This is a genomic window from Pseudovibrio sp. Ad46 (assembly GCF_001623065.1).
Lineage (GTDB): Bacteria > Pseudomonadota > Alphaproteobacteria > Rhizobiales > Stappiaceae > Pseudovibrio.
Window position 1 is genome coordinate 74144 of record NZ_LMCG01000049.1, and the last position, 21934, is coordinate 96077.

The following is a 21934-nucleotide window of genomic DNA, read 5'->3' on the forward strand; positions in this document are numbered from 1 at the left end:
GGGGACAATGAACCAAACCGAAGAACTAGCTAAGCGACATCCTCGCGATATTCCCATCGGAATTTTGCAATGAGAACGACATAAATGGTATCCGTAAACTCTGAGAGTCACCGCCCTTTCTGGCAGACCAAAACCCTAGATGAGATGACCCATGAAGAATGGGAGTCACTCTGTGATGGATGTGGACGCTGCTGCCTGAACAAACTTGAAGATTGGGACACAGGCGCAATCTACTGGACAAACGTTGCGTGCACTCTGCTGGATGGAACCACATGTAGGTGCAAAAACTATGAACAGCGCTTCGACACAGTGCCCGATTGCGTACAGCTTTCGCCGGAAACTGTAAGAACTTTGAAATGGTTACCGCCAACATGTGCGTATCGTCTAATCCGTGAGGGCAGGGATCTGTACTGGTGGCATCCGCTTGTTTCCAAAGATCCGCAAAGCGTGCATGACGCCGGAATCTCAGTCCAAGACAAAACCATCAGCGAAGATGGAATGGAGCCAGAAGAGTTCGAAAACTATCTCGTCGACTGGCCGGATGAGGAATACACCAAAGACTGATCCTGCAAAATATGTTTATTTTCAATTACTTCTCCACAGGTGAGAAGCGGGTATAAGTCAAAATTCAAAGCAATTGTAAAGCCAGCGCAGTGCCCCTGGGCCTGCGCTTTTTTGAATGTCGCATCAAAGCCTTACAGCTTTCTTTATTTAAAGTTGAACGAGTTTCAATCCTAACGTGAAACGGGGATAAGTGTCCATGCCTCTTTGGACGACTTGCCTTAGGAATATAATCTTGACAGCGCACCGCTGTTTTGATAGGGTTTTGGCATGCTAGAGAAAGTGTGACGGTGCCTGTAGAGGCAATCTTGCCCTTTCTATCTGCACTACATTTTAGAGAATTGACCAGCTGCTCCTTGTTTCAATGGGCGGCTTTTTTTGTGCCTACAGCGTATCGCCGAAAAGTGGGACCCGGTTTTCGGATCAAGATGCACAAACAGCTTTAGCGACAGGAGGAACGATGGCGGAGGAGCAAGAGCCCCAACAGGAGGATGAGCAGGCAGCACGACTGCGTGTGCCATTAGAGGTCTGGCAGGTCGTCCGCCGCATGGTGGAAGAAGAGGCCATCTCAATTGCTGATATCGCTCGCAAAACAGGCCTGCCAAGCAGCACCATCACCACCAAGATTAAACGAGAAGGATGGCTGCGCAAGTGGGAGCTGGCGCAGGAGCTTGCAAGCTCTCAGCCGGAAGAACGTAGGCGCCTGATTGCCCGACTTTATGCTGCCTTTGAAAAGCAGGTCAGCGCACTGGAAGCCAAACTGAAAAAGCTAAGCGGCGACCCGCAATCAGCAGCGGGAGAGATGGATGCCACAGCAAAAGCCATTACCAGCCTCGCCAAGACTCTGGATATGTTGATCGACCTGCAGCAAGCACACGGTGAGGACAACGCAGAAGAGGTGAGTGATGACCAGATGCGACAACAGCTTTCGCGGCGCATTGAAAGCTTGTGTGGCGCAGGGCAAACTTCATGACTTTGTCGCCTCCTTGAATGCACATGAACTGAGTTATCTTCAATATAACTGGCAGGTGTTCGCGCACGCCCATCAACGACCGCCTGAGGGAAGTTGGACCACATGGCTGCTTATGGGCGGACGCGGTGCAGGCAAAACCAGAGCAGGGGCAGAATGGGTCAGAGGCAAGGTTGCTGGGGAGGTATGGGCTGGTCCGGCGGCTGGCAATATTGCGCTCGTCGGGCAAACCTATGCAGATGTGCGGGAGGTGATGATCGAAGGCATTTCCGGTCTGCTCACCGTCCACCCGGCAGGCCACAAGCCGCAGTGGAACCCATCACGGCGCCGTTTGGAGTGGGCGAACGGCGCGGTCGCTCGGGCCTTTTCTTCAGAAGACCCTGAGGCTTTGCGCGGTCCCCAGTTTGATGCCGCCTGGTGTGATGAAGCAGGCAAGTGGAGCAACGCAACAGAAACCTTCGACATGCTCCAGTTTGGTCTGCGTCTTGGGGTGCAGCCACAGCAACTGGTGACCACAACACCTAAGTCCACGCCGCTGTTAAAACTGCTGCTGCAAGACAAAGGCACCGTGGTGACAAAGGCCGGAACGAAAGCGAATGCCGCGTTTCTGGCAGAGGTGTTTCTGCTGCAAATGGCAGAGCGGTATGGTGGCACGCGATTGGGTCGGCAGGAGCTGGATGGCGAATTGATTGAAGACCGGGAAGACGCATTGTTCGCCCGCAAATGGTTCGAGATGGGCCGGGTGCGGGATGCTCCCGAACTGAAGCGCATTGTTGTTGCCGTGGACCCGCCAGCCACATCAGGCAGGACTGCAGATTCCTGTGGCATCGTCGCAGCAGGTATCACAGAGGCAGGTGATCTGTATGTTTTGCGAGACAGAACCGCCCAGGGCCTGCGCCCCGCTGCATGGGCTGAGCAAGCCATCAAACTCTATCATGAGCTGGAGGCGGATTGCTTATTGGCAGAGGTCAATCAGGGTGGCGAGATGGTGCGTGAGGTCATTGAAAGTGTCGATGCCAGCGTGCCGGTAAAGTCCGTCCACGCAACCAAAAGTAAACGCCGCAGAGCAGAGCCAGTCGCCTTGTTGTACGAGCAAGGGCGCGTTCATCACTGCGGTGTCTTTCCTGAGCTGGAAGATGAACTCTCCGACTTTGGGGGTGGTGGACTGAGCAACGGAAGATCACCAGATCGGCTGGATGCACTGGTTTGGGCCATAACAGAACTCAACCGCCGCCCGGCAGGCAAACCACGCCTGCGCAAACTGTAAAAACACCAATAATTTGAAGGGTTAGCTCGCAAACTTGAATCTGTTTGTGAGGATTAGCCCTCCGTGTATCGCCGAAAAGTGGGAACCGGTTTTCGGATAAGGATACGCGAGAAAATGAGTTAAAGCTGTTTATCAAGGCAGACCAAAAGCAAACAGCTTTTGTGCACTCAAATACATGAATCAAAACATTAAGTTAGAGCGAAAAGGACTCTGATCTCATGGGGTTACGCAGACTTCTTGATTCAGTTTTTTCACCAGTAACTGAGCAAAAGGCATCACGGGCAAAATCAGTCGCCTTCATGCGATTTAGTGAAGGGGCCGTCTGGACCCCGCGCAACTATGAATCACTTATAAACCAAGGGTATTTACGAAATCCTATCGCCTACAGATGCGTACGGCTCATCTCCGAAGCCGCCGCAAACGTGTCCCTCACTGTGAAAGTGGGCGATGAAGAGCTGGAAGCCCATCCCCTGATGGAACTTCTGAACCAGCCCACCCCCATGCAAACACGGCGTTCATTTCTGGAGGAGGTCTACGGCTTCCTGCTGGTCTCCGGTAATGCGTATATAGAGGCCGTCTCGCTGGAAGGCGCACCGCGCGAACTCCACGCTCTCAGGCCCGACCGCATGAAGGTGCTGGTGGATGACGCAGGCTGGGTGGAGGCCTACGAGTATCAGGTGGCAGGCCGCAAAGTGGAACTGCGCAAAGCGCCCGGTGACAAGGTCCAGCCCGTCCTGCACATCAAGCTCTTCAACCCGCTCAACGACCACTACGGCTTCGCGCCCATCGAGGCCGCGCAAATTGCCCTCGACATTCATAATGCAGCCGGAGAGTGGAACAAATCTCTGCTCGATAATGCCGCCTGTCCAACCGGTGCACTGGTCTATGGTGCAGGCGATGCGATGAACATGACGGACGACCAGTTCCACCGCCTCAAGGAGGAGCTGGAAAGCTCCTATCAGGGTGCGAAAAATGCTGGCCGCCCCATGCTGCTGGAAGGCGGGCTCGACTGGAAACAGATGGGCATGTCGCCCAAGGATATGGACTTCATTGAGCTGAAGAATGTCGCCGCCCGTGAAATCGCACTGGCCTTCGGCGTGCCGCCCATGCTGCTCGGTATTCCGGGAGACAACACCTACGCCAACTATCAGGAAGCCAACCGTGCCTTCTGGCGCCTGACGGTTGTGCCACTCGCCGCGCGGGTTCTCTCCGAGCTCTCCAATTGGCTTTCTGCAGCCTATGACGAGCAGGTCACGCTGGAGCTGGATCTCGATGCTGTCGAAGCGCTGGCGCTGGAACGCAAAGCACTGTGGGATCGCATCACCGCAGCAGACTTCCTCTCCCGCGATGAAAAACGCATCGCCGTTGGATATGGGGCGGAGGGTAAAGATGAATGAGTTACTGGCAGCGCTCGCTGCAAAAGGGGACCTCGCCCATGTGGCGCTTGGTGCCTGGGCAGGCACTTCCACATCACTGCTCTTGTGGGCATTAAAGCAAGTCATCCGGTTCAATCGCAGGTTCGAGGAGTTCATGAGTGAACTGGAAAAACTCAACCAGCTGCTGCGCATTGATCTTTGAAAACTGCGCACTCTAACTGTTGAGATAATTTGAAAGGTTGAAGGTGAAGCCTTGACCCAAAATCACAAAACACACGCCGTGCCCGTTGAGCAAAAAAAGCAAGCAACACAGCGCGGCAATGAAGCCCCTGCACAAACCTTCGCCAACTTCACCAAGGCACTCGCCGGAGCATTGGTGGAACGACGCGCAGCAAAGTCGGAGGGAGCAAACTCCGGCAGAAAAAACAATTGAAAGCTCGCTAAGGGAGGCAATCAATTTGAACACAGATCACCCCATCGCCATTGAGGGCTACGCCAGCCGGTTTGAACTGAGCGATCAGGGCGGCGACGTGATGCGCAAAGGTGCATTTCAAAATACGCTGCAAAAGCAAAAACTCACGGATGTAAAAATGCTCTGGCAGCACGATCCATCTCACCCCATCGGCAAGTGGCTGCACATTCAGGAGGACAGCATTGGCCTCTTTGTAAAGGGCTTGCTCTATCCGGGCATCACACAGGGCCGACAAGCCATCGCCATGGTGCAAACGGGTATTCTGGACGGACTGTCCATCGGCTTCAAAACCCGCCGCGCCCAGCGCAACAGCAAAACCGGCAGACGGGATGTACTGGCAGTAGACCTCTGGGAGATCTCGCTGGTCACGTTCCCGTTGCTGCCATCAGCACGGCTGACTATGGTCTCCTGAAGCTTCTGACTATTTGAAAGTACGATCTGTGGTTCCAATCGGCGCCGCAGTTTTTTATATGCTTTACGAGGAAAATAATCCTATGAAAAACACATGCAATCCAGCATTGGAAACCAAAGACTTCGCAAGGGAAGCTGCAGGAAAATCAGCTCATCCCGCACTTTCTGGCCCGGCAACAGGGCAGTTTGTGTCCGGAATGGAGGCCTCTGGCAGCTTTAACCAGCTGAACCACGCTTATTCTGAGTACACCCAGACCAACGACATCCGCCTGGCTGAGCTGGAGCAAAAATCCGGCTCGGATGTGCTCCTGGACGAAAAACTGGCCCGTCTGGACGAGATTATCGACGGTCAGCTGCGCCACCTGAATGAGCTTCAACTCAAATCCCAGCGCTTGCCGCGCTCAACGCCAGAAACCACCGGCGGCCCATCAGCTGAGGTGGAGCACAAATCTGCGTTTGAGACCTACATGCGTGACGGGCAGGAGACCCGCCTTAAAACGCTGGAGCAAAAGGCCATGTCCTCCGGCACTGCTGGCGATGGCGGATATCTGGTGCCGGAGCAGCTGGAAACGGACATCCTGCGCCGCATCACGGCCCTGTCCCCCATCCGCTCTATCGCGTCCAACCGCAAAATCTCAGGCGCATCCTACCGCCGTCCCGTTGTGACGGTGAACCCGGATGCGGACTGGGAAGGCGAAACCGATGTCCGCAGCACGCCCACAAACGCAATGAAATTTGAGATGCGGGAGGTAAAGATCTTCGAGCTTTCTGCTCTGCCAGCCGTCACCCAAACCTTGTTGGACGACGCAGCGGTCAACATCGGGGAAATTTTGGCGGAAGAGGTGGAAACGGTCTTTGCAGAAAAGGAATCCGCCGCCTTCCTCAATGGCAACGGCACCAGTCAGCCGCAAGGACTGCTCAAAGGCACAATTCACGGCTCGCTGGATGATACGGGCCTTTCCATCGGGTCCATCAAGACAGGACAGGCAGGGGCGTTTCCCTCTTCCAACGGAAGCGATCTGCTGATCTCGCTGATTTACGGGGTCAAAACCGCCATCCGCCGCAACGCCCGCTTCCTCTTCAATCGCAGAACGCAAGCTGCCATCCGCAAGCTGAAGGACGGGCAGGGCAACTACATCTGGCAACCACCTGCAGCTGCAGGCGCAGACCCAAGCCTCATGGGCTTCCCGGTCACTGAAGCTGAACACATGCCGGACATGACCGCAGGTTCTGATCCATACGCCATCGCGTTTGGTGACTTCCATCGTGGTTACATGGTGGTGGACCGCGTCGGCATCTCTGTTCTGCGTGATCCGTACACCAGCAAACCAAACGTGCTGTTTTACATCACCAAGCGCGTCGGCGGCGGCATCATGGATTTCGACGCCTACAAACTGCTGAACTTCAGCGCCTAATCATCTTCAACAACAATCGAGGAGGAGCCGCCGTGACGGCTATACTCACAGTGCCACCGGCTCTGGAGCCGGTTTCGCTTGCCCAGGCGCATGCGCAGCTCAGGGTCTCCCACACCCACGAGGATGATCTGATCGAGCGTCTGATCAAAGCCGCACGGGAACAGGTGGAGACACTCACACGGCGGGCCCTTATAGAACAGGAGTGGCGACTGCTTCTGGATGATCTTTCACCAGACCGCCTGATCCGCCTGCCTGTCGCGCCGGTCGCACAGATCCTGCAGGTCTACACCTATGACAGGGAAGGCAACCAACAGCTGGTGCCAGCGTCGAACTATCAGGTGGATTTGGCCGGAAATCCCGCCCGCCTGCGCTTCAAGGCAGGCGCGGTTGGGCCGTTGCGAGACCTCAACGGCATCGAGGTTGACTTCAAAGCTGGCTACGGCTCAGCAGCAACCTCGGTTCCCGCAGGCCTGCAAACCGCGATTCTGATGCTGGTCGGCTTCTGGTACGAGCGCCGCTCCATGCTGGAAGAAGATCGCCTCACAGGCCTCATGCCCCACGGCTTCGAGGCAGCACTCTCGCCTTACAAGGTGCTCAGGATATGAGAGCAGCAGGCACACTCAACGAGCCATTGCTGCTGCTTAGACCTGAGATCACCAACGGCACGGATGGCTCTATCACCAAAAGCTATCAGCAAGTCGCCATGGTCTGGGGGCTGGTAGAGGCATCCACTGGCTCACAGAGTACCGTGGCAGGCCGCATTGCCAGCGCTTACCCGCTCACGCTCACCCTCCGCCGCCGCACAGATGTGGCAGAGGGCTGGCGGGTGGAGCGGGATGGACAGAGCCTCAGGGTAAAAGCAGTTCTCCCGCACTCAGAGCAGGAGCCCTTCATGCAAATCCTTTGTGAGCAAGAGGAGGGCGATGATGGGGGAGCTTGAATTCCGCAAAGCCCTGTTTCAGGCAATCCACGCCAAGGCATCGCTAAAACCCTATCTGGGAGATCCAATGCGGGTGTTTGACGGCGTGCCAAGGGGAGCAACCTTGCCCTATGCAACGCTGGAGGCTGTCACCACACAATTGCTGACAGGCCATCTGGACGACGGCGGCAGGCTCACAGGTTCCATAGGCATCTACTCCCGCCATGCAGACCGGGCTCAAACCCAGGAGATCCTCCAGATCTTCAACGAACTGCTGGAGACGGGTGTCACGTCACCTGCCGGACTTGAAACCTCAGGCCTGACCATGACTGAAACCAGCTGCCGCCGTCTGGGCGATGGTCGCACATGGTACGGACGCATCAAGTTCTCCGTCCTGCTGCAAAAGACTGCTTAACACCAACCTTTGAGAGGAAAACAGATGGTCGCTCAGGCCGGAAAAGACCTGCTGTTGAAACTGGACACAGTGGGAGATGGCACCTTTGAAAGCGTGGCAGGTCTGCGCTCAAGACGCCTCGCCCTCAACGCCACGCCCATTGATATCACCGATGCCGAAAGCGCAGGCCGCTGGCGCGAGCTGCTGGCAGGAGCCTCCACCCGCCACGCCTCGCTCTCTGGCAGTGGCCTGTTTCGCGACAAAGCATCCGCAGAAAAAGTCCGCACCGCTTTCTTTGCTGGAGAGCTGCATACATGGCAGGTCATCCTGCCCGGCTTTGGAACACTGGAAGGCCCGTTTCACCTGTCTGCATTGGAATACTCCGGCGACTACCGATCTGAAGTCACCTTCGAGATCTCGCTGGAATCCGCCGGGGCTCTCACGTTCACCCCGCTAACCTGAGGAGTACAGGATGCCACCTAAAACCTATGGCAGAGGTGTTAATCGCAGGCGCGGTGAAGTCCTCGCAGACCTTGGCGGTCAAAAGCACATTCTTGTGCTCACTCTCGGGGCACTGGCAGAGCTGGAGGACGCGCTCAGCTGCAGCACATTACAGCAGCTGACCGAGCGGTTTTCCTCTGGGCAGCTGAGTGCTGCCGACATCATCAAAGTGCTCGGTGCAGGCCTTCGCGGGGGTGGACTTATCATTGAGAACGAAGAAGTCGCAGAACTCTCCCATGAAGGCGGCGTTGCAGCCCTTGCCAAGCTGGCAGGTGAGCTCCTGGTCGCCACGTTCTCTCCACCTCAGCAGTCTCAATCGTGAAGCATGAGCAATCTGAAAACCAACCGGTGCCCTGGCATGACCTGATGCACAAAGCCTGCCGGGAGCTTGGCTGGTCACCGCCCACCTTCTGGCAATCAACACTGGTTGAGCTGGAAATGGCTTTCACTCCACCGGGAACCCGTAATGCCCGCACGATCACACGAGGTGTACTGGAAGGGCTGCTGGCCCAGTTTCCAGACAAAGAGGATCAACAAACACCATGACCGATAGTTTTAATAAACCGCTGAATGTAGAAGACGCGCGTGAGTTGGAAACAACCATGCAGGAGGTCAACGCCCTTGCCAAAGAGTTCTCTTCAGAGCTTGGCAAAGGCCTGCAAAGCGCAGTCACCTCTGGCAAAGACCTGCAATCGATCCTCTCACAAGTCGCGCTCAACATGTCCAGCTCTGCTCTCAACAGTGCCTTAAAACCACTTGAAAACCTGCTTTCTGCTGGAATTTCATCAGCTATTGGTAATGTGGCAGGCGTGACGCCCTTTGCAAAAGGCGGTGTTGTTTCCAGCACGACGATGTTCGCGGCAGGCAACACGGGCTTGGGGGTGATGGGAGAGGCGGGGGCAGAGGCAATCCTGCCTTTGCAGCGCGGCAATGATGGTCGTCTGGGCGTTGCCATGAATGCGGGCAACACGCAGCCCAACGTCACAATAAATGTGGCGACACAGGATGTGCGCAGCTTTGAAAGATCTCAGGGGCAGATTGCGATGATAATGGCCCGCGCCACCGGACGGGGGCGACGCGGGCTATGACGTCGGCATTGAAGAGGAGGGACTCAAGGACCGACGTGGCTTTGCTACCGGACGGTGGTAGCAAACTTTTTGGAAAAATCCGTTGCTTTGCAAAGAGGGAGGAGCATCGACAACGGGTCTACGCAAATCACGCAGATAACTTTCCCATGTCAAACCTATTAGATGCTTCGCGGGCGCCCAGCCTTGAGCCAAGTCAAACAGGAGGGTGAAATGCAACCATGTTTTGTTGATGAATCATTCCCACTTGGAATTTCCCTAGGGGCTTCTGTCAGAGTAGAAAAACGCAGTCAGGTCACAAGGTTACTCAATGGCGCAGAAACCCGAAACGCCATCTGGAAGGGAACGCGACGGCATTTTGATGTGGGAACCGGATTGCGCAGCGCGGCAGACCTGCAACGAGTGCTCTCCTTCTTCGAAAAAGTGGGGGGTCGCCTCTGCGGATTCCGGTTTCGTGACCCCATGGATCATAAATCCTGCGCCTTTGATGCGAGCCCATCTGCAACCGATGTGACGATCGGAACTGGCGACGGGACAATAAAGACGTTCCAACTCATCAAGCAAGTGGGAGCAGCAAGCGTTGCCTGGCAGCGCAAAATCACGAAACCAGTGGCAGGAACTGTCTCGGTTGCGGTCGCCGGTCAATTGAAAACCGTCGGCAGTGATGTGCTTCTCGATCCTCTGACAGGCAATCTTGAATTTCAGGCAGGTCACATTCCCTCAAACGATCAGTTGATCACGGCGGGCTTCTTGTTCGACACACCCACACGCTTTGAAAACGACCAGCTGGAAATCAACCTCTTGCACTTTGAGGCAGGGCAGGTGCCATCCATCCCACTCGTCGAACTTCTCATCTGAAACCAACTCTGCGAGCAAACCCATGTTCAATGCTGCTTTGAAAGAACACCTGACCGGTGAGGGCACAACCGTGGCCTACTGCTGGCGCTTAACCGCTCCATCCGATCTCAGCCTCGGTTTCACCACCCACGACCATCCAATCACACTGCTCGGTAAAACCTATGAACCCGGCATCGGATTGGATGGCACTCAGGCCATGGCTCAATCTGACTTTCAAGCCGGACAGGAAGAAGCGCTGGGCGTCCTCTCTTCTGACAGCTTAAACGAGAAGGAGTTGAGTGCGGGTCTTTGGGACAATGCCGAAGTCGAGGTCTATCTGGTCAACTGGCAAAACCCGGAGGAGCACGAGTTGCTCCGGCGCGGCTCCCTTGGTGAAATCACAAGAGATGCCGATGTGTTCCGCGCCGAGTTCCGCTCATTGGCCACCAAACTCTCTGAGCCAAAAGGCAGGCAGCTCTCCCACCAATGTCATGCAGATCTGGGAGATACCAACTGCAGGATCAGTCTGGACGCCGTTGCCTACACAAGACAAGTGAGTATCACAGGCAAAGAAGGCGGCAATCGGTTGGTCATCGAAGGCAACACCGATATCGGCACAGACTGGTGGTCCTTCGGCAAGCTCATCTTTCAATCCGGCCCCTACGCCAATCAACCCCTGCGCATTGCCAGTCACCTCATTGAGCAAGGCAAGCACAAACTCACGCTCTGGGCACCCTTGTTACTGGAGCAAACTTATCCGTTATTCGCGTCCGTTTCCGCAGGCTGCGATAAAAGCTGGAGCAGCTGCCAGACTAAGTTCCAGAACACCGAGAACTTCCGGGGCTTTCCTCATATGCCGGGCAACGACTTCATCCTTGCCGGACCTGAAAGCCAATCTGCCGCCAACAACGGCGAAAAGCTGGTGGGGTAATCATGCAGCAGTCTCCCCAAACCCTCCTGAAGGAAGCGCGCAGCTGGGTCGGAACGCCTTACCAGCATCAGGCAACAACCAAAGGTGCCGGCTGCGATTGTCTTGGCCTTATCCGCGGCCTCTATCGCTTTCTGCACCATACCGAGCCGCCCGTTCCCGCCAGCTACGCACCTGAATGGGCGGAGCTGAACGGCGAAGACCAGTTGCTCATTGCTGCGCACCAGTATCTGAACGAGGTGCAAGGCCCTTTGCAAAAGCCAAGGTCAGCGGAGGTCATTCTGTTTCGCTGGGCACCGCAGTCTCCCTGCAAACATCTCGGTTTCATGACCAGCAAAGACCGCTTCATCCATGCCTACGAGGCGGTGGGAGTGGTTGAAAGCCCGCTGGTGCCCATGTGGCGCAACAAGATTGCAGGGCGTTTTTCATTTTTCTCAAGTCAGTGATCCGGAAAGGACAGGACCATGGCAACAATGGTGCTATCAAGTGTTGGTGCAGCCGTTGGCGGCGCAGTCGGTGGCCCTTTCGGCGCTATCATAGGACAAACGCTGGGGGCTATTGGCGGGGCGTGGATCGATCAGCAGATCTTCGGTGAAAACCGGGAACTCTCTGTCGGCAAGCTAGGCGACCTGCAATTGCAAACCGCAGCTGAAGGCGCATCTCTTCCCTTTGTCTATGGCCGTGTCCGCGTGACTGGCAACATCATCTGGGCAACGCGGCTCGAAGAGGTGGTCTCCGAAGAAAAGCAGGGTGGAAAATCCACTGGCTCATCGACCAGTATCACCAGCCACAGCTACTTCGCCAATTTCGCCGTCGCCCTTTGTGAAGGCCCTATCACCGCAGTACGCCGTGTCTGGGCCAACGGTACGGAGCTGGACACCAGCGCAATTAACATGAGGGTGTATCTGGGGGCAGAAGAGCAACAACCGGACCCCCTAATAGAAGCCAAGCAAGGCACTGCACCAGCCTATAGAGGCACCGCGTATGTGGTGTTCGAACGTCTCCCGCTGACTGAGTTCGGTAATCGGATCCCTCAACTCGCCTTCGAAGTGCTCCGCTCCATTGAACCACTGGAACAGCAGATCAAGGCGGTCACGCTCATCCCCGGAGCAGGCGAGTTCGCCTACCATCCGCAGGAAGTCATCGAGGAACTTGCCCCCGGCAACACCCGGAGCGTCAACCGCCATGGCAAGGGAGAGGAAACCGATCTGGTCTGCTCTTTGGATGAACTTCAGGCACTGTGCCCAAACCTGAAAAGCGTCGCGCTTGTCGTCGCCTGGTTTGGCGATGACCTACGCGCTTCCCAGTGCACCATTCAGCCCAAAGTGACCTACCAGACCACAAAGCACTTACCTGAGAACTGGAGCGTTGCAGGCCTGACCCGCGCTGAAGCGCAGGAGGTCTCCCGCATCAATGACAGACCTGCCTATGGTGGCACGCCCTCCGATGCCTCCGTCACTGAAGCCATCAAGGAACTAAAGCGCCGTGGCCTTGCCGTCATGTTCTACCCGTTCGTGATGATGGACATCCCCGATGATAACCAGCTGCCCGACCCATATGGCGCAACCAAGCAGTCCAGCTTCCCCTGGCGCGGACGCATCACCTCTGACATCGCAGCAGGACAACCCGGAACGCAGCAGGGAACCAGCGCAGTTACGCCTCAGATAGACGCTTTTGTCGGCTTAGGCAGTGACTGGCGGTTCCGCCGTTTCATCCTGCACTATGCCAATTTGGTAAAAGAGGCCGGGTGTGTGGAAGCGTTTCTCATCGGCTCAGAAATGCGCGGTCTCACCCAATGTTGGGCAGGCGGCGGCACGTTTCCTTTCGTTGATCACCTGAAAACACTGGTCACTGAGGTCCGTCAGATTGTCGGCAGTCAGACCAAACTTTCTTACGCAGCCGACTGGAGTGAATACGCGGGCCACACCCCTCAATCCGGTGACCTGCGATTTCCTCTGGATCCGCACTGGGCACATGCAGACATCGATTTTGTCGGCATCGATAACTACCTGCCATTATCGGACTTGCGTCAGAACGATGACCCGCAAACAGCCTACAACCTCAAGGACCTTCGGGAGGGAGTAGCCTCCGGCGAATATTACGACTGGTATTATGCCAATGACTCAGACCGAGCTGAGAAAACCCGCAGCCCGATTACGGACGGAGCCTACAACAAGCCATGGGTGTTCCGGCAAAAGGACCTTCAGAACTGGTGGCAGAACCAACATTTTGAACGTGTTGCAAGTGCTGAACAGAACACGCCAACCCCCTGGGTGCCGCAATCCAAACCCATCTGGTTCACCGAACTCGGCTTTCCTGCAGTAGATAAAGGAACGAACCAGCCCAATGTCTTCGTGGACCCCAAATCTGCCGAAAGCGCATTGCCGCACTTCTCCAGCGGGCGGCAGGATGACCTTGTCCAGCGTCGCGCATTGGAAGCAAGCCTCAGTTATTGGGGAACAGACCATCCGGACTGGCCGCAAGGCGACAATCCAGCCTCAAGTGCCTACGCAGGTACGATGGTCGATGCGGACAACGCCTTCCTCTGGACATGGGACGCCCGCCCGTTCCCTGAGTTCCCGACATATTCCGATGTTTGGGCAGATGGTCAGAACTGGCAGCTCGGCCATTGGCTGACAGGTCGTCTCGGTGCAACCTCTCTCTCAGGCCTCATCCGTACCATGCGTGATGATTTTGGACACACCCAAGAGCTGACAGAGATCGCTGAACTGGGCGAAACCCTCGAAGGCCTGATCGTGACAGGCCCAACGTCCTTACGCTCTGCGCTTTCTCCCGTCCTGCAACTCGCCGGAGGCATCGCCGTTGATCGCGGAACCCATCTGGCCATCCTCCCCAAATACGCCAAGGCCACAGATTATGGAAAACTGAGCCTTGCTGACCTGCTGGAAGCTGAAGAGGAGGAGGGCTACATCTCCATCAGCCGCAATGATGGTAGCGACCTGCCAGCTGAACTCCGACTGCGGGGAATGGACCCCAATAACAATTATGAGCCTCTCGTCGTCTCCTCCCGCCGTCTGGAAGGCATGGACAGGCGCACCTCCAATATCCAGCTCCCCATCACAGCTTCGCTCTCCTCAGCCAAAAAGCTGGTTCAAAAAATGCACCAGAGCGTGTGGCTGGATCGGGAGGCCCTTCAGTTTAAACTTGCTCTGAGTAAAATTGCTCTGAGACCGGGGGATGTGCTTGAACTTCCCGGCGAGCTTCTGGGTGATGGCACCACTTCCGTTCAGTGCCGGATTGATCAGATCTCATCTGGTGCTCATCTGGACGTTCAGGCCATACGGCTCAACGGATATCCTAATATCGCTGCAGCAGTCACGGAGGGATCATCACAACGATCTTTCAACGACACCACCTCAGGTCCGCCAATTGTCAGCGTCTTGGATTTGCCAAGGTTCCACAGTGAGGGAGCGGATGATGGAAGCCCGGTGGTCGCTATCTACAATGCGAATTGGCCGAGTGCCTATCAGCTGTACAGCTCCAGCTCAGGTGAAGAATTCACACCGCTAGTGCAGGTGACAGAACCAGCCACCATGGGCATATTGCAAGAACCTCTCAGCCCCGGCCCACTTTGGCGATGGGATTTGGTCTCTCATATCACCGTAAAACTCTACGGAGGCCAGTTACAAAGCCGAATGCTACTCGATGTGCTGTCAGGCGCAAATGCCTGTGCCATTCGCAAAAATGATGAGTGGGAAGTGATACAGTTCTGTAAAGCAGAACTGATCGCCCCCATGACCTACAAACTCACGCAGTTGCTCAGAGGACAATTGGGTACGGAGCATCTGGTTGCTTCGTCGAGCGCTGAGAACGCTGATTTCATCCTGTTAGATCAATCCCTGCTGAAAATGCCATGGACCAGCGACAAAGCTGATGTTGCGCTCTCATATCGTGTCGTTCCAGCTGGCAAACCTCTGGGCTTTAAATGGGCCGTGAACACAAGCCATGCCGGAAAACAAAGCTCACTTAAACCATTCGCACCGGTTCATCTGAGTGCAAGCCAAGCAGATAATGGGGATTTGGAACTTAAATGGATTCGCAGAGCCAGATGGGAGGCGGACAGTTGGGCAACGCCAGATATTCCCCTCCAAGAGGATAAACTTCAGTTTTCTGTCACGCTTTATCGTCAGGATGAAGGCGAAAATGAACGAACAGCCTTGCGTGAATACGAGGCCACACAGGAAAGCCTGACAATCCCACAAACCCAGCTGCAATCGCTATTTGGAGCAGGTCAGCATCTGGTGGCCTGTGAAGTTGCTCAAAACTCAACGAAATTCGGTTTGGGGACAACTTCAGATTGCTTGGCGAGCGTAACACTTTAACAATTGCTTTTACCGGATTATTTGCAAACCAAGCCAAGAAACATCACAGACCCCAGAGAATCTGCTAGGTCTTTGTTTTGAAATATATAACACCTCGTTCATGTGAGGTTCAGCCAGTGCCAGTTAGAAGACGCCCTATGAGACACCAATTCCACAACCTCTTTTTTCGCTCATTGATGGCACTGGCTTTGGCGGCAACGGTTTTTACATGGTCTGCACCTGCGCAGGCCGCGTGTTTGTCCTCCAGCCAGACCAGGCAAGCTGTTGCCAGCGGTCAGGCGCGACCTTTGGGTTCGCTGCGGGTCAATGGGCAGATACTTTCAGCCAAACTCTGTGAGCGAGGAGGGGGGTTGGTCTATGTGCTGTCCGTACTCAACAACGGCAACGTCTCGCAAGTGACGCTGGATGCACGAACTGGGCGCCGGTTGTAACCGAGCTGAGAAGAACTCTGGATAGAGATTTTTCTGCCTGAATTTGAACGAATTTTGGAAGCGATATTAGGCGATACTGCGCATTCCTATCTGAAAAGTGGGTAACGGTTTTCAGATAGGAATGCGCAACTGAAAAATTAAAGCAGTCTGAACTGCTTTATGAGCCTGAGTGCTTGTGTGGGGTAGATCTTATGCGAATGTTGATCGTTGAAGATGATCGGGATTTGAACAGACAACTGTCTGAAGCGTTGGAAGACGCCGGTTACGTTGTCGACAAAGCATATGATGGCGAGGAAGGCCATTTCCTCGGCGATACTGAACCTTATGATGCTGTCATTCTGGATCTTGGTTTGCCGCAGATGGATGGTCTCAGCGTATTGGAACGTTGGCGCAGAGACGGCCATTCCATGCCAGTCCTTATCCTGACGGCTCGTGATCGTTGGAGCGATAAAGTCGCTGGCATTGATGCTGGCGCAGATGATTACGTTGCAAAGCCCTTCCACATGGAAGAAGTGCTGGCACGGGTGCGGGCACTGGTGCGCCGCGCCGCCGGTCTGGCCTCCAACGAGATCTCCATTGGCGACATTGTTCTGGACACCAAAGCAGGCAAAGTGACGAAAAACGGCATGTCCGTAAAACTCACCTCTCACGAGTTCCGCCTGCTGTCTTACCTCATGCACCACAAAGGCCGAGTGATTTCCAGGACCGAACTGGTTGAACATCTGTACGATCAGGACTTTGACCGCGACTCCAACACCATTGAGGTGTTTGTAGGCCGATTGCGCAAGAAGTTTGGTAGTTCACTGATCGAGACCGTGCGTGGATTGGGCTACAGGTTACAGGAAGAAAATGCCTGATAAGAACAGCGCAGACACCAACAACTTGCAGGGGCTGCTCAACTGGAACCCCATCAGGTTCATTCGCAAGAAGCAACAGGCGTCATTGGCATGGCGTCTGATTTTTGTTGCAGGCCTGTGGGCTGTTGTCAGTCTTGTGGTTGCGGGTGCTATTCTTGTTGCTCTGTTTCGTGAGGCGGGTGAGAAAGCACTGGATGAGCGCCTTGAAGTCCACATGACAGCAATTGTCAGTGCGCTTGCTGCGGAAGGAGAGCAGAAGAACCCTGCATTAAGCCGTATCGGTGATCCACGGTTTAACATGCCGCTGTCGGGATGGTACTGGACCGTACAGCGCGGTGGCAAAGTTCTGTTTGAAAGCGAATCTCTTTTTGGTGACACGCTGCGCCTGCAAAACATGAAGGGCGAACTGGAACTCAAACAAAATATCACTGGCCCAGCTGGTCGCGATCTGCGCCTCTTGCAAAAGCGTATCCAGTTTGGTGGTCTCCAACCTGTAACAATTGCAGTTGCCGGAAGCACGCGAGAGCTTGGTGAAAGTACCGCATCCTTTGCATGGCAAGCGGCGATCACGCTGGGCGTTCTCGGTCTTGGTCTTGTCGCCGCCATCTTCCTGCAGGTGCGCTTTGGCTTGCGGCCGCTAACAGAACTTCAGGAGAGCCTTGGTCGGGTCCGTCAGGGAAAAGAGGAAGAAGTTCAGGAAGATCTGCCAAAAGAGCTGAAACCGCTCGCTGTTGAACTCAATGCTCTCATCCACTCAAATAGAGAAGTAGTGGAACACTCCAGAACTCAGGTGGGAAATCTTGCCCATGCCCTGAAAACGCCTCTCTCTGTCATTACCAACGAGGCTAGAAGTTCAGATGAACCGCTCGCCCTGAAGGTTTCGGAGCAAGCGGATCTTATGAGAGGGCAAGTTCAGCACTATCTGGAAAAAGCACGAATGGCGGCTCAGCGCCGGGTGATCGGAGTATCATGTGAGGCTGCTCCTGTCGTGTCGCGCATGGCGCGCGCTATGGAAAAAATCCATCGCGACAAAGAGCCGGAGATCACGGTTGATATGGATGAGACTCTGTTGTTCCGCGGGGAACAACAAGATCTGGAAGAAATCCTTGGGAACTTGTTGGATAACGCCTGCAAATGGTGTGATAAAAAAGTGTCAGTGGCGCTGAAAAGCAACAATTCCTCTGCGTCACTCATCGCTCTGATCGTAGAAGATGATGGCCCTGGGTTGGGGACTGAAGAGAAAAAACGTGCACTGCGCAGAGGGCAAAGATTGGATGAAACTGTTCCAGGAACGGGTTTGGGTTTATCCATAATTGTTGACATTGCAGGTATTTACGGTGGTTCATTTGAACTTGGTGATAGCGAGTTAGGTGGATTGAAGGCAACGGTGATCTTGCCGTCTCTGACAATCTGATCTGTTTTGGGGCAGGGGTTGCATCTGTTTCAAACAGTCCTGATAGTAAGTGTAACTGTGTTTTAAGGGGTTGCTCCACGATAGCGTTTTCAAGCTAATGACGCTGCTTTGGTTTGAGGCCTTACTGGAAGACCTTGGAAGGGACAAAGAGCCTTTCCGAAAACGGATAAGTCGCAAAAGCGACAAAGAGGATGCATGTTGGTGCGAAACTGGAAAAAACTGATGGTCTTACCTGTCGTTGTTGGCGGTTTAGCCAGCTGTGCGACATCTGATCATGCCACCAGTGCTCAAACCGATGCCGAATCCTCATCTATTTTCGGTTTCTGGTCTTCTGATAGTGAGCAGAATGCAGCAGCTCAGGCTGCAATCGACAGCGCCACAGAAGGCGAGTTGAAGCAACTGCTCAGAAGCGGTGACCTCGACACCGTCTATAAAGCACAGAGCAAAGCGTTGAATGCCTCTGATGCAGGCAACAAAGTTGTCTGGCGCAACCGATTCTCTGGCGCGCAAGGCACAGTTAAGTCTGGTCCGGTCTATTACGTGAATGACCGCCGTTGCCGCGATTTCCAACATACCATTGCGTATGATGAGAAAACGCAGCTGATCAAAGGTGCGGCCTGTAAGGACGGTGAGCGCTGGGCAGCGCTGAATTAGCCCAAAATCCCTCGCTATAAGCAGTTTTTGCTGAAGGAAACACACCTTTCGCATGCGGAAAAGGCTGCTTATCAAGATTTGATTAAGCAATTCCGCCGATAGTTTTGATCAACAAATACAATTTTAGCAGTTGTCGTCTGCTGCGAGTTGTGAGGGTTGAGCGTGTATAAGCTCAACCAGTGTAAAGCTGAGTACCAGAGAGATTTGGATGCACGAGGTCAACCATAAAGCATTGCAAATGGAGAAGGTGTTAGGAGCCTTGTCTCAATCTGCTTTGCGGATGTTGGAACGGTCTGTCGATGATACCGTGCAAAGCGGAACATCCGTGCCAAATGCCGAACTCATGCTGCTCACTATTCGCAGGCTCCTTGGTGAAGCCTCCTACATTCCTGAGAATAAGCTGTCTCTGGATACGCCACTCAAGCGCGCAATTCTAAGCCCCCTTCAACCATTCCTCATTCAAATACCGCTGAGCACGCCACAACAAGGTCGGATCGATGCCACAGTAATGGAGCCGCTCTGGACCTACATGCGCCAGGTGCTTCTTTCTAATGAGTTTACCGAAGCGGTAGAGGCCTTGGAAGAGCTGTGTCAGCAACAAGATTTGCCCACGACCCACGAAACTATCCAGAAAGCACTCTATACATGCGCTGAAGGTCTCCGTCTGCGTTTGGTTGCTGCTGCAAAAAAAGAGCTGGAAGCAGCAGATCAAGACATTCAGATAAAGACAAAGCTTCGCCGCAAGGTTGGAGGCCATGTCAATTTTGATTTCTTCTGTGACGTTCTGGTAATTTTGGAAAGAGCGCCTGCATGGGAAAAGGTGATAGCAGACACTCCACCTTTTGCAGAAGACATCCTGTCCATGACCTCCGGTAACAGTTTGGAAAACATGCGTGCCCATATGGAGCAGTACAGAGCTGAGGCCAATTATCTTGCAGCGCTGTCATTCCTTCGTCTGGACGAAGCGCCTGTTGATCTCATTAAACTGGCTCAAACCCTAGCTGCTGTTCCTGCTCTGAAAGATGTTACGGGCACCCCTTACGCAGCCTTTATAGAGTTTGCTTTGTCTTCTTTGGAGCAAAGTGTGTCTGTCGTTGAAGGTTGGCGCATGGAAGAGGAGGCCATTGTTGGGCTTCCGGAAGCAGCCAACGCCTGCTTGCTGCATTTTGAGGAACTGGAAGACCTTGAAGGCTTCAGCGCTTGTGGTCAATGGAATCAACGCGCAGTACAGCTCAAAAACCGTTTGTGTATTCTGCTACGCGATGAACTGCGCAACCTTCCGGCACAACTGGAGGAGGCAATTGCTTCAGAAACAAAACCTGACCTTGCAGATTTGCAGGGTGGTTATCGGCTGGTGCAGATTCAGCGCGCATATCACAAATGTTTGAGGGGATTAAAACTCGCCAAGTTAGCGTCGCAATATGCAGGTGTGCTTGGCTTGAACGAGCTGCAAATCTCAACCAGAGATCATGTCGAACGTTTCATCGATCGCAACTCCGAGAAGCTTTTGACAGCTCCCAAAGACGAGCAAAACAAGACTGAAAACCTTCCGAATTATGGCGAAATTTCGAGAAAATTGAGCCGTTTAATCTCGATGAGTGAGATCTCGCTGGAGCCGGAAGACACCGCGAACCTCATCCGCAGGCAGAAGACTTATCTGAAAGATGCCGCCTAACCCCCTAGTAGTGCATGCGTCTTTTAGAAAATAAGTGCAACTTCATAGGTATTTTGTGGGTATATGGCTTGTGCGACTGCCCGTCGCAGGGGGGGAACTGTTGCCTTTCACATTTAGAACCTGTCTATTTAAGCCACTATGACATTCTGGTTAGTTCTCGCAATTTTGACGGCGGCGGTCGCATTGGCCGTACTCGTTCCATTGGCTCGCTCTCCCAAGGTTAGTCCTGATGAGCGCAATGATGAAGCTGTGTTTCGTGCCCAGCTCGAAGAAATACAAAAAGATCTTGAGCGCGGTGTAATCGCGCCGGACATGGCAGAAGCCGCCAAAATTGAAGTGTCGCGTCGCTTGTTAGCCGCGCACAAGCAAAACCAGGGAGACCACCAGTCAGCTCCCTCTAAAATGCGCATGCGCATTGTGCAGCTGACAGCGGTTGTTTTGATACCTCTGGCAGCGCTAGGTATGTATTTACAATACGGTTCTCCGGAAATCCCTGACCAGCCACGCGCTGAGCGTTTGGCTGAAACCGCAGGGCAGGCTGATCTTGAAGTTCTGATTGCCAGGACTGAGGATCACCTCAAAGAAAACCCCAACGACGGACAGGGTTGGGCTGTAATCGCACCTGTTTACATGCGTACGAGCCAGTTTGATAAGGCTCGCCGCGCCTATGCGCAGGCGTTGAGCCAGTTCCCTGAAAATCTCGATTTTATGGTTGGTTGGGCTGAAGCAAGCATTTTCGCAAATGAAGGACAAGTGTCCGATGAAGTTGAAAAGGTTTTGCGTCGGATCAATCTTGCTAAGCCTGAAATGCTGCAACCCTACTACTATCTGGCAATGGCTATGGGCCAGAAGGGCCAGATAAACGAAGCGCTGGCTGCCTGGAATGCTCTGCTGAAGACTGCAGATCAAAATGCTCCTTGGGTGGACGCGGCAAAAGCACAGCGTGATGAACTGATCGCACGAGGCGCTGTTGTATCTGGTGAGGCTGCGGCAATCCCGGCACTTGGACAGCCTGCAGGACCTTCTGCTGATGAAGTTGAAGCAGCAGCTGAGATGAGTGCGGAAGATCGCAATGAAATGATCAACCAGATGGTTGTTCAGCTGGATGAACGCCTTAATGAACAAGGTGGTTCTGTTTCCGAGTGGGGACGCTTGATACAGGCCCGCATTATCCTCGGGGAGCAGGTGGAGGCCGCAAAAGCAGTCGCCCGCGCAAAGCAAAATCTCAAGGACGATGCAGCTGCACTGGAACAGATCAACCAACTGGCCACGAGCCTGAATTTGAGCCCTGTCGAATAAAGCAGGGGTTACATATCTTTGATGAATGCCAAGCGGTTTTCGGAAATAAGATATGCCTAGGACAAAGAGATAGAGCTTCTTTTGATGTTCTATTGAGCTGCAGAATACAAACGCCGTAAGGCATT

At 54.1% G+C, this 21934-nt stretch carries 25 protein-coding genes; all 25 read left to right on the forward strand.

What is annotated here, in order from left to right; genetic code table 11:
• Positions 1–84: 84 nt before the first annotated feature.
• The 25 genes from PsAD46_RS13515 to ccmI all read left to right on the forward strand — a co-directional run bounded on the left by PsAD46_RS13515 (position 85) and on the right by ccmI (position 21809).
• Complete coding sequence (locus PsAD46_RS13515) at positions 85–564, forward strand: YcgN family cysteine cluster protein (RefSeq protein WP_057465880.1); 480 nt, start codon at positions 85–87, stop codon at positions 562–564.
• A gap of 457 nt (positions 565–1021) precedes the next feature.
• Positions 1022–1534 carry a hypothetical protein gene (locus tag PsAD46_RS13520; protein WP_063307134.1) on the forward strand — a complete coding sequence of 171 codons (513 nt, stop codon included), beginning with the start codon at positions 1022–1024 and terminating at the stop codon, positions 1532–1534.
• Entirely contained in the window at positions 1512–2798 is a 1287-nt protein-coding gene (locus PsAD46_RS13525) for a terminase family protein (protein WP_063307135.1), read from the forward strand. The genes PsAD46_RS13520 and PsAD46_RS13525 overlap by 23 nt, the downstream gene beginning before the upstream one ends.
• A 218-nt stretch (positions 2799–3016) precedes the next feature.
• A complete protein-coding gene (locus PsAD46_RS13530; protein WP_063307136.1) occupies positions 3017–4195 on the forward strand; it encodes a phage portal protein in 1179 nt (392 codons plus the stop codon).
• Complete coding sequence (locus PsAD46_RS13535; protein ID WP_063307137.1) at positions 4188–4376, forward strand: hypothetical protein; 189 nt, start codon at positions 4188–4190, stop codon at positions 4374–4376. Before PsAD46_RS13530 ends, PsAD46_RS13535 begins: the two co-directional genes overlap by 8 nt.
• 51 nt (positions 4377–4427) lie before the next feature.
• On the forward strand, positions 4428–4607 hold the full coding sequence (locus PsAD46_RS13540; RefSeq protein WP_063307138.1) for a hypothetical protein: 180 nt from the start codon (positions 4428–4430) through the stop codon (positions 4605–4607).
• Positions 4608–4632: 25 nt separating this feature from the next.
• Positions 4633–5058: an HK97 family phage prohead protease gene (locus tag PsAD46_RS13545; protein WP_063307139.1), complete on the forward strand. Its 426-nt coding sequence runs from the start codon at positions 4633–4635 to the stop codon at positions 5056–5058.
• A gap of 82 nt (positions 5059–5140) precedes the next feature.
• Complete coding sequence (locus PsAD46_RS13550; RefSeq protein WP_084404421.1) at positions 5141–6472, forward strand: phage major capsid protein; 1332 nt, start codon at positions 5141–5143, stop codon at positions 6470–6472.
• 32 nt (positions 6473–6504) lie between these two features.
• Entirely contained in the window at positions 6505–7077 is a 573-nt protein-coding gene (locus PsAD46_RS13555; RefSeq protein ID WP_193776948.1) for a head-tail connector protein, read from the forward strand.
• Positions 7074–7412 (forward strand): phage head closure protein, encoded by a 339-nt coding sequence (locus PsAD46_RS13560; protein WP_063293235.1) that lies wholly within the window; start codon positions 7074–7076, stop codon positions 7410–7412. The genes PsAD46_RS13555 and PsAD46_RS13560 overlap by 4 nt, the downstream gene beginning before the upstream one ends.
• Complete coding sequence (locus PsAD46_RS13565; RefSeq protein ID WP_208981841.1) at positions 7399–7806, forward strand: DUF3168 domain-containing protein; 408 nt, start codon at positions 7399–7401, stop codon at positions 7804–7806. Before PsAD46_RS13560 ends, PsAD46_RS13565 begins: the two co-directional genes overlap by 14 nt.
• 24 nt (positions 7807–7830) lie before the next feature.
• On the forward strand, positions 7831–8247 hold the full coding sequence (locus tag PsAD46_RS13570) for a phage major tail protein, TP901-1 family (RefSeq protein WP_063307140.1): 417 nt from the start codon (positions 7831–7833) through the stop codon (positions 8245–8247).
• A 10-nt stretch (positions 8248–8257) separates the two neighbouring features.
• Entirely contained in the window at positions 8258–8608 is a 351-nt protein-coding gene (locus tag PsAD46_RS13575; RefSeq protein WP_063307141.1) for a gene transfer agent family protein, read from the forward strand.
• Entirely contained in the window at positions 8605–8832 is a 228-nt protein-coding gene (locus tag PsAD46_RS13580; protein ID WP_063307142.1) for a phage tail assembly chaperone, read from the forward strand. Before PsAD46_RS13575 ends, PsAD46_RS13580 begins: the two co-directional genes overlap by 4 nt.
• Entirely contained in the window at positions 8829–9374 is a 546-nt protein-coding gene (locus PsAD46_RS13585) for a phage tail tape measure protein (RefSeq protein ID WP_063307143.1), read from the forward strand. Before PsAD46_RS13580 ends, PsAD46_RS13585 begins: the two co-directional genes overlap by 4 nt.
• Before the next feature lie 210 nt (positions 9375–9584).
• On the forward strand, positions 9585–10229 hold the full coding sequence (locus PsAD46_RS13590; RefSeq protein WP_193776949.1) for a DUF2460 domain-containing protein: 645 nt from the start codon (positions 9585–9587) through the stop codon (positions 10227–10229).
• Between the two features lie 22 nt (positions 10230–10251).
• Positions 10252–11139: a DUF2163 domain-containing protein gene (locus PsAD46_RS13595; RefSeq protein WP_063307144.1), complete on the forward strand. Its 888-nt coding sequence runs from the start codon at positions 10252–10254 to the stop codon at positions 11137–11139.
• 2 nt (positions 11140–11141) lie between these two features.
• Positions 11142–11582, forward strand: a complete 441-nt coding sequence (locus tag PsAD46_RS13600) for a peptidase P60 (RefSeq protein ID WP_063307145.1) — start codon at positions 11142–11144, stop codon at positions 11580–11582.
• Between the two features lie 18 nt (positions 11583–11600).
• Entirely contained in the window at positions 11601–15479 is a 3879-nt protein-coding gene (locus tag PsAD46_RS13605) for a glycoside hydrolase/phage tail family protein (protein WP_063307146.1), read from the forward strand.
• A gap of 137 nt (positions 15480–15616) precedes the next feature.
• Positions 15617–15910, forward strand: a complete 294-nt coding sequence (locus PsAD46_RS13610; protein WP_208981842.1) for a PepSY domain-containing protein — start codon at positions 15617–15619, stop codon at positions 15908–15910.
• 191 nt (positions 15911–16101) lie between these two features.
• The gene (locus PsAD46_RS13615) at positions 16102–16767 is read left to right on the forward strand and encodes a response regulator transcription factor (RefSeq protein ID WP_057465896.1); all 666 of its coding nucleotides are present in this window, start codon (positions 16102–16104) and stop codon (positions 16765–16767) included.
• Positions 16760–18181, forward strand: a complete 1422-nt coding sequence (locus PsAD46_RS13620) for an ATP-binding protein (RefSeq protein WP_063293226.1) — start codon at positions 16760–16762, stop codon at positions 18179–18181. The genes PsAD46_RS13615 and PsAD46_RS13620 overlap by 8 nt, the downstream gene beginning before the upstream one ends.
• A gap of 222 nt (positions 18182–18403) precedes the next feature.
• Complete coding sequence (locus PsAD46_RS13625; RefSeq protein WP_208980734.1) at positions 18404–18835, forward strand: RT0821/Lpp0805 family surface protein; 432 nt, start codon at positions 18404–18406, stop codon at positions 18833–18835.
• Positions 18836–19043: 208 nt separating this feature from the next.
• Complete coding sequence (locus tag PsAD46_RS13630) at positions 19044–20510, forward strand: hypothetical protein (protein ID WP_063293224.1); 1467 nt, start codon at positions 19044–19046, stop codon at positions 20508–20510.
• A 138-nt stretch (positions 20511–20648) separates the two neighbouring features.
• Positions 20649–21809, forward strand: a complete 1161-nt coding sequence (gene ccmI / locus PsAD46_RS13635) for a c-type cytochrome biogenesis protein CcmI (protein ID WP_063293223.1) — start codon at positions 20649–20651, stop codon at positions 21807–21809.
• Positions 21810–21934: the final 125 nt, after the last annotated feature.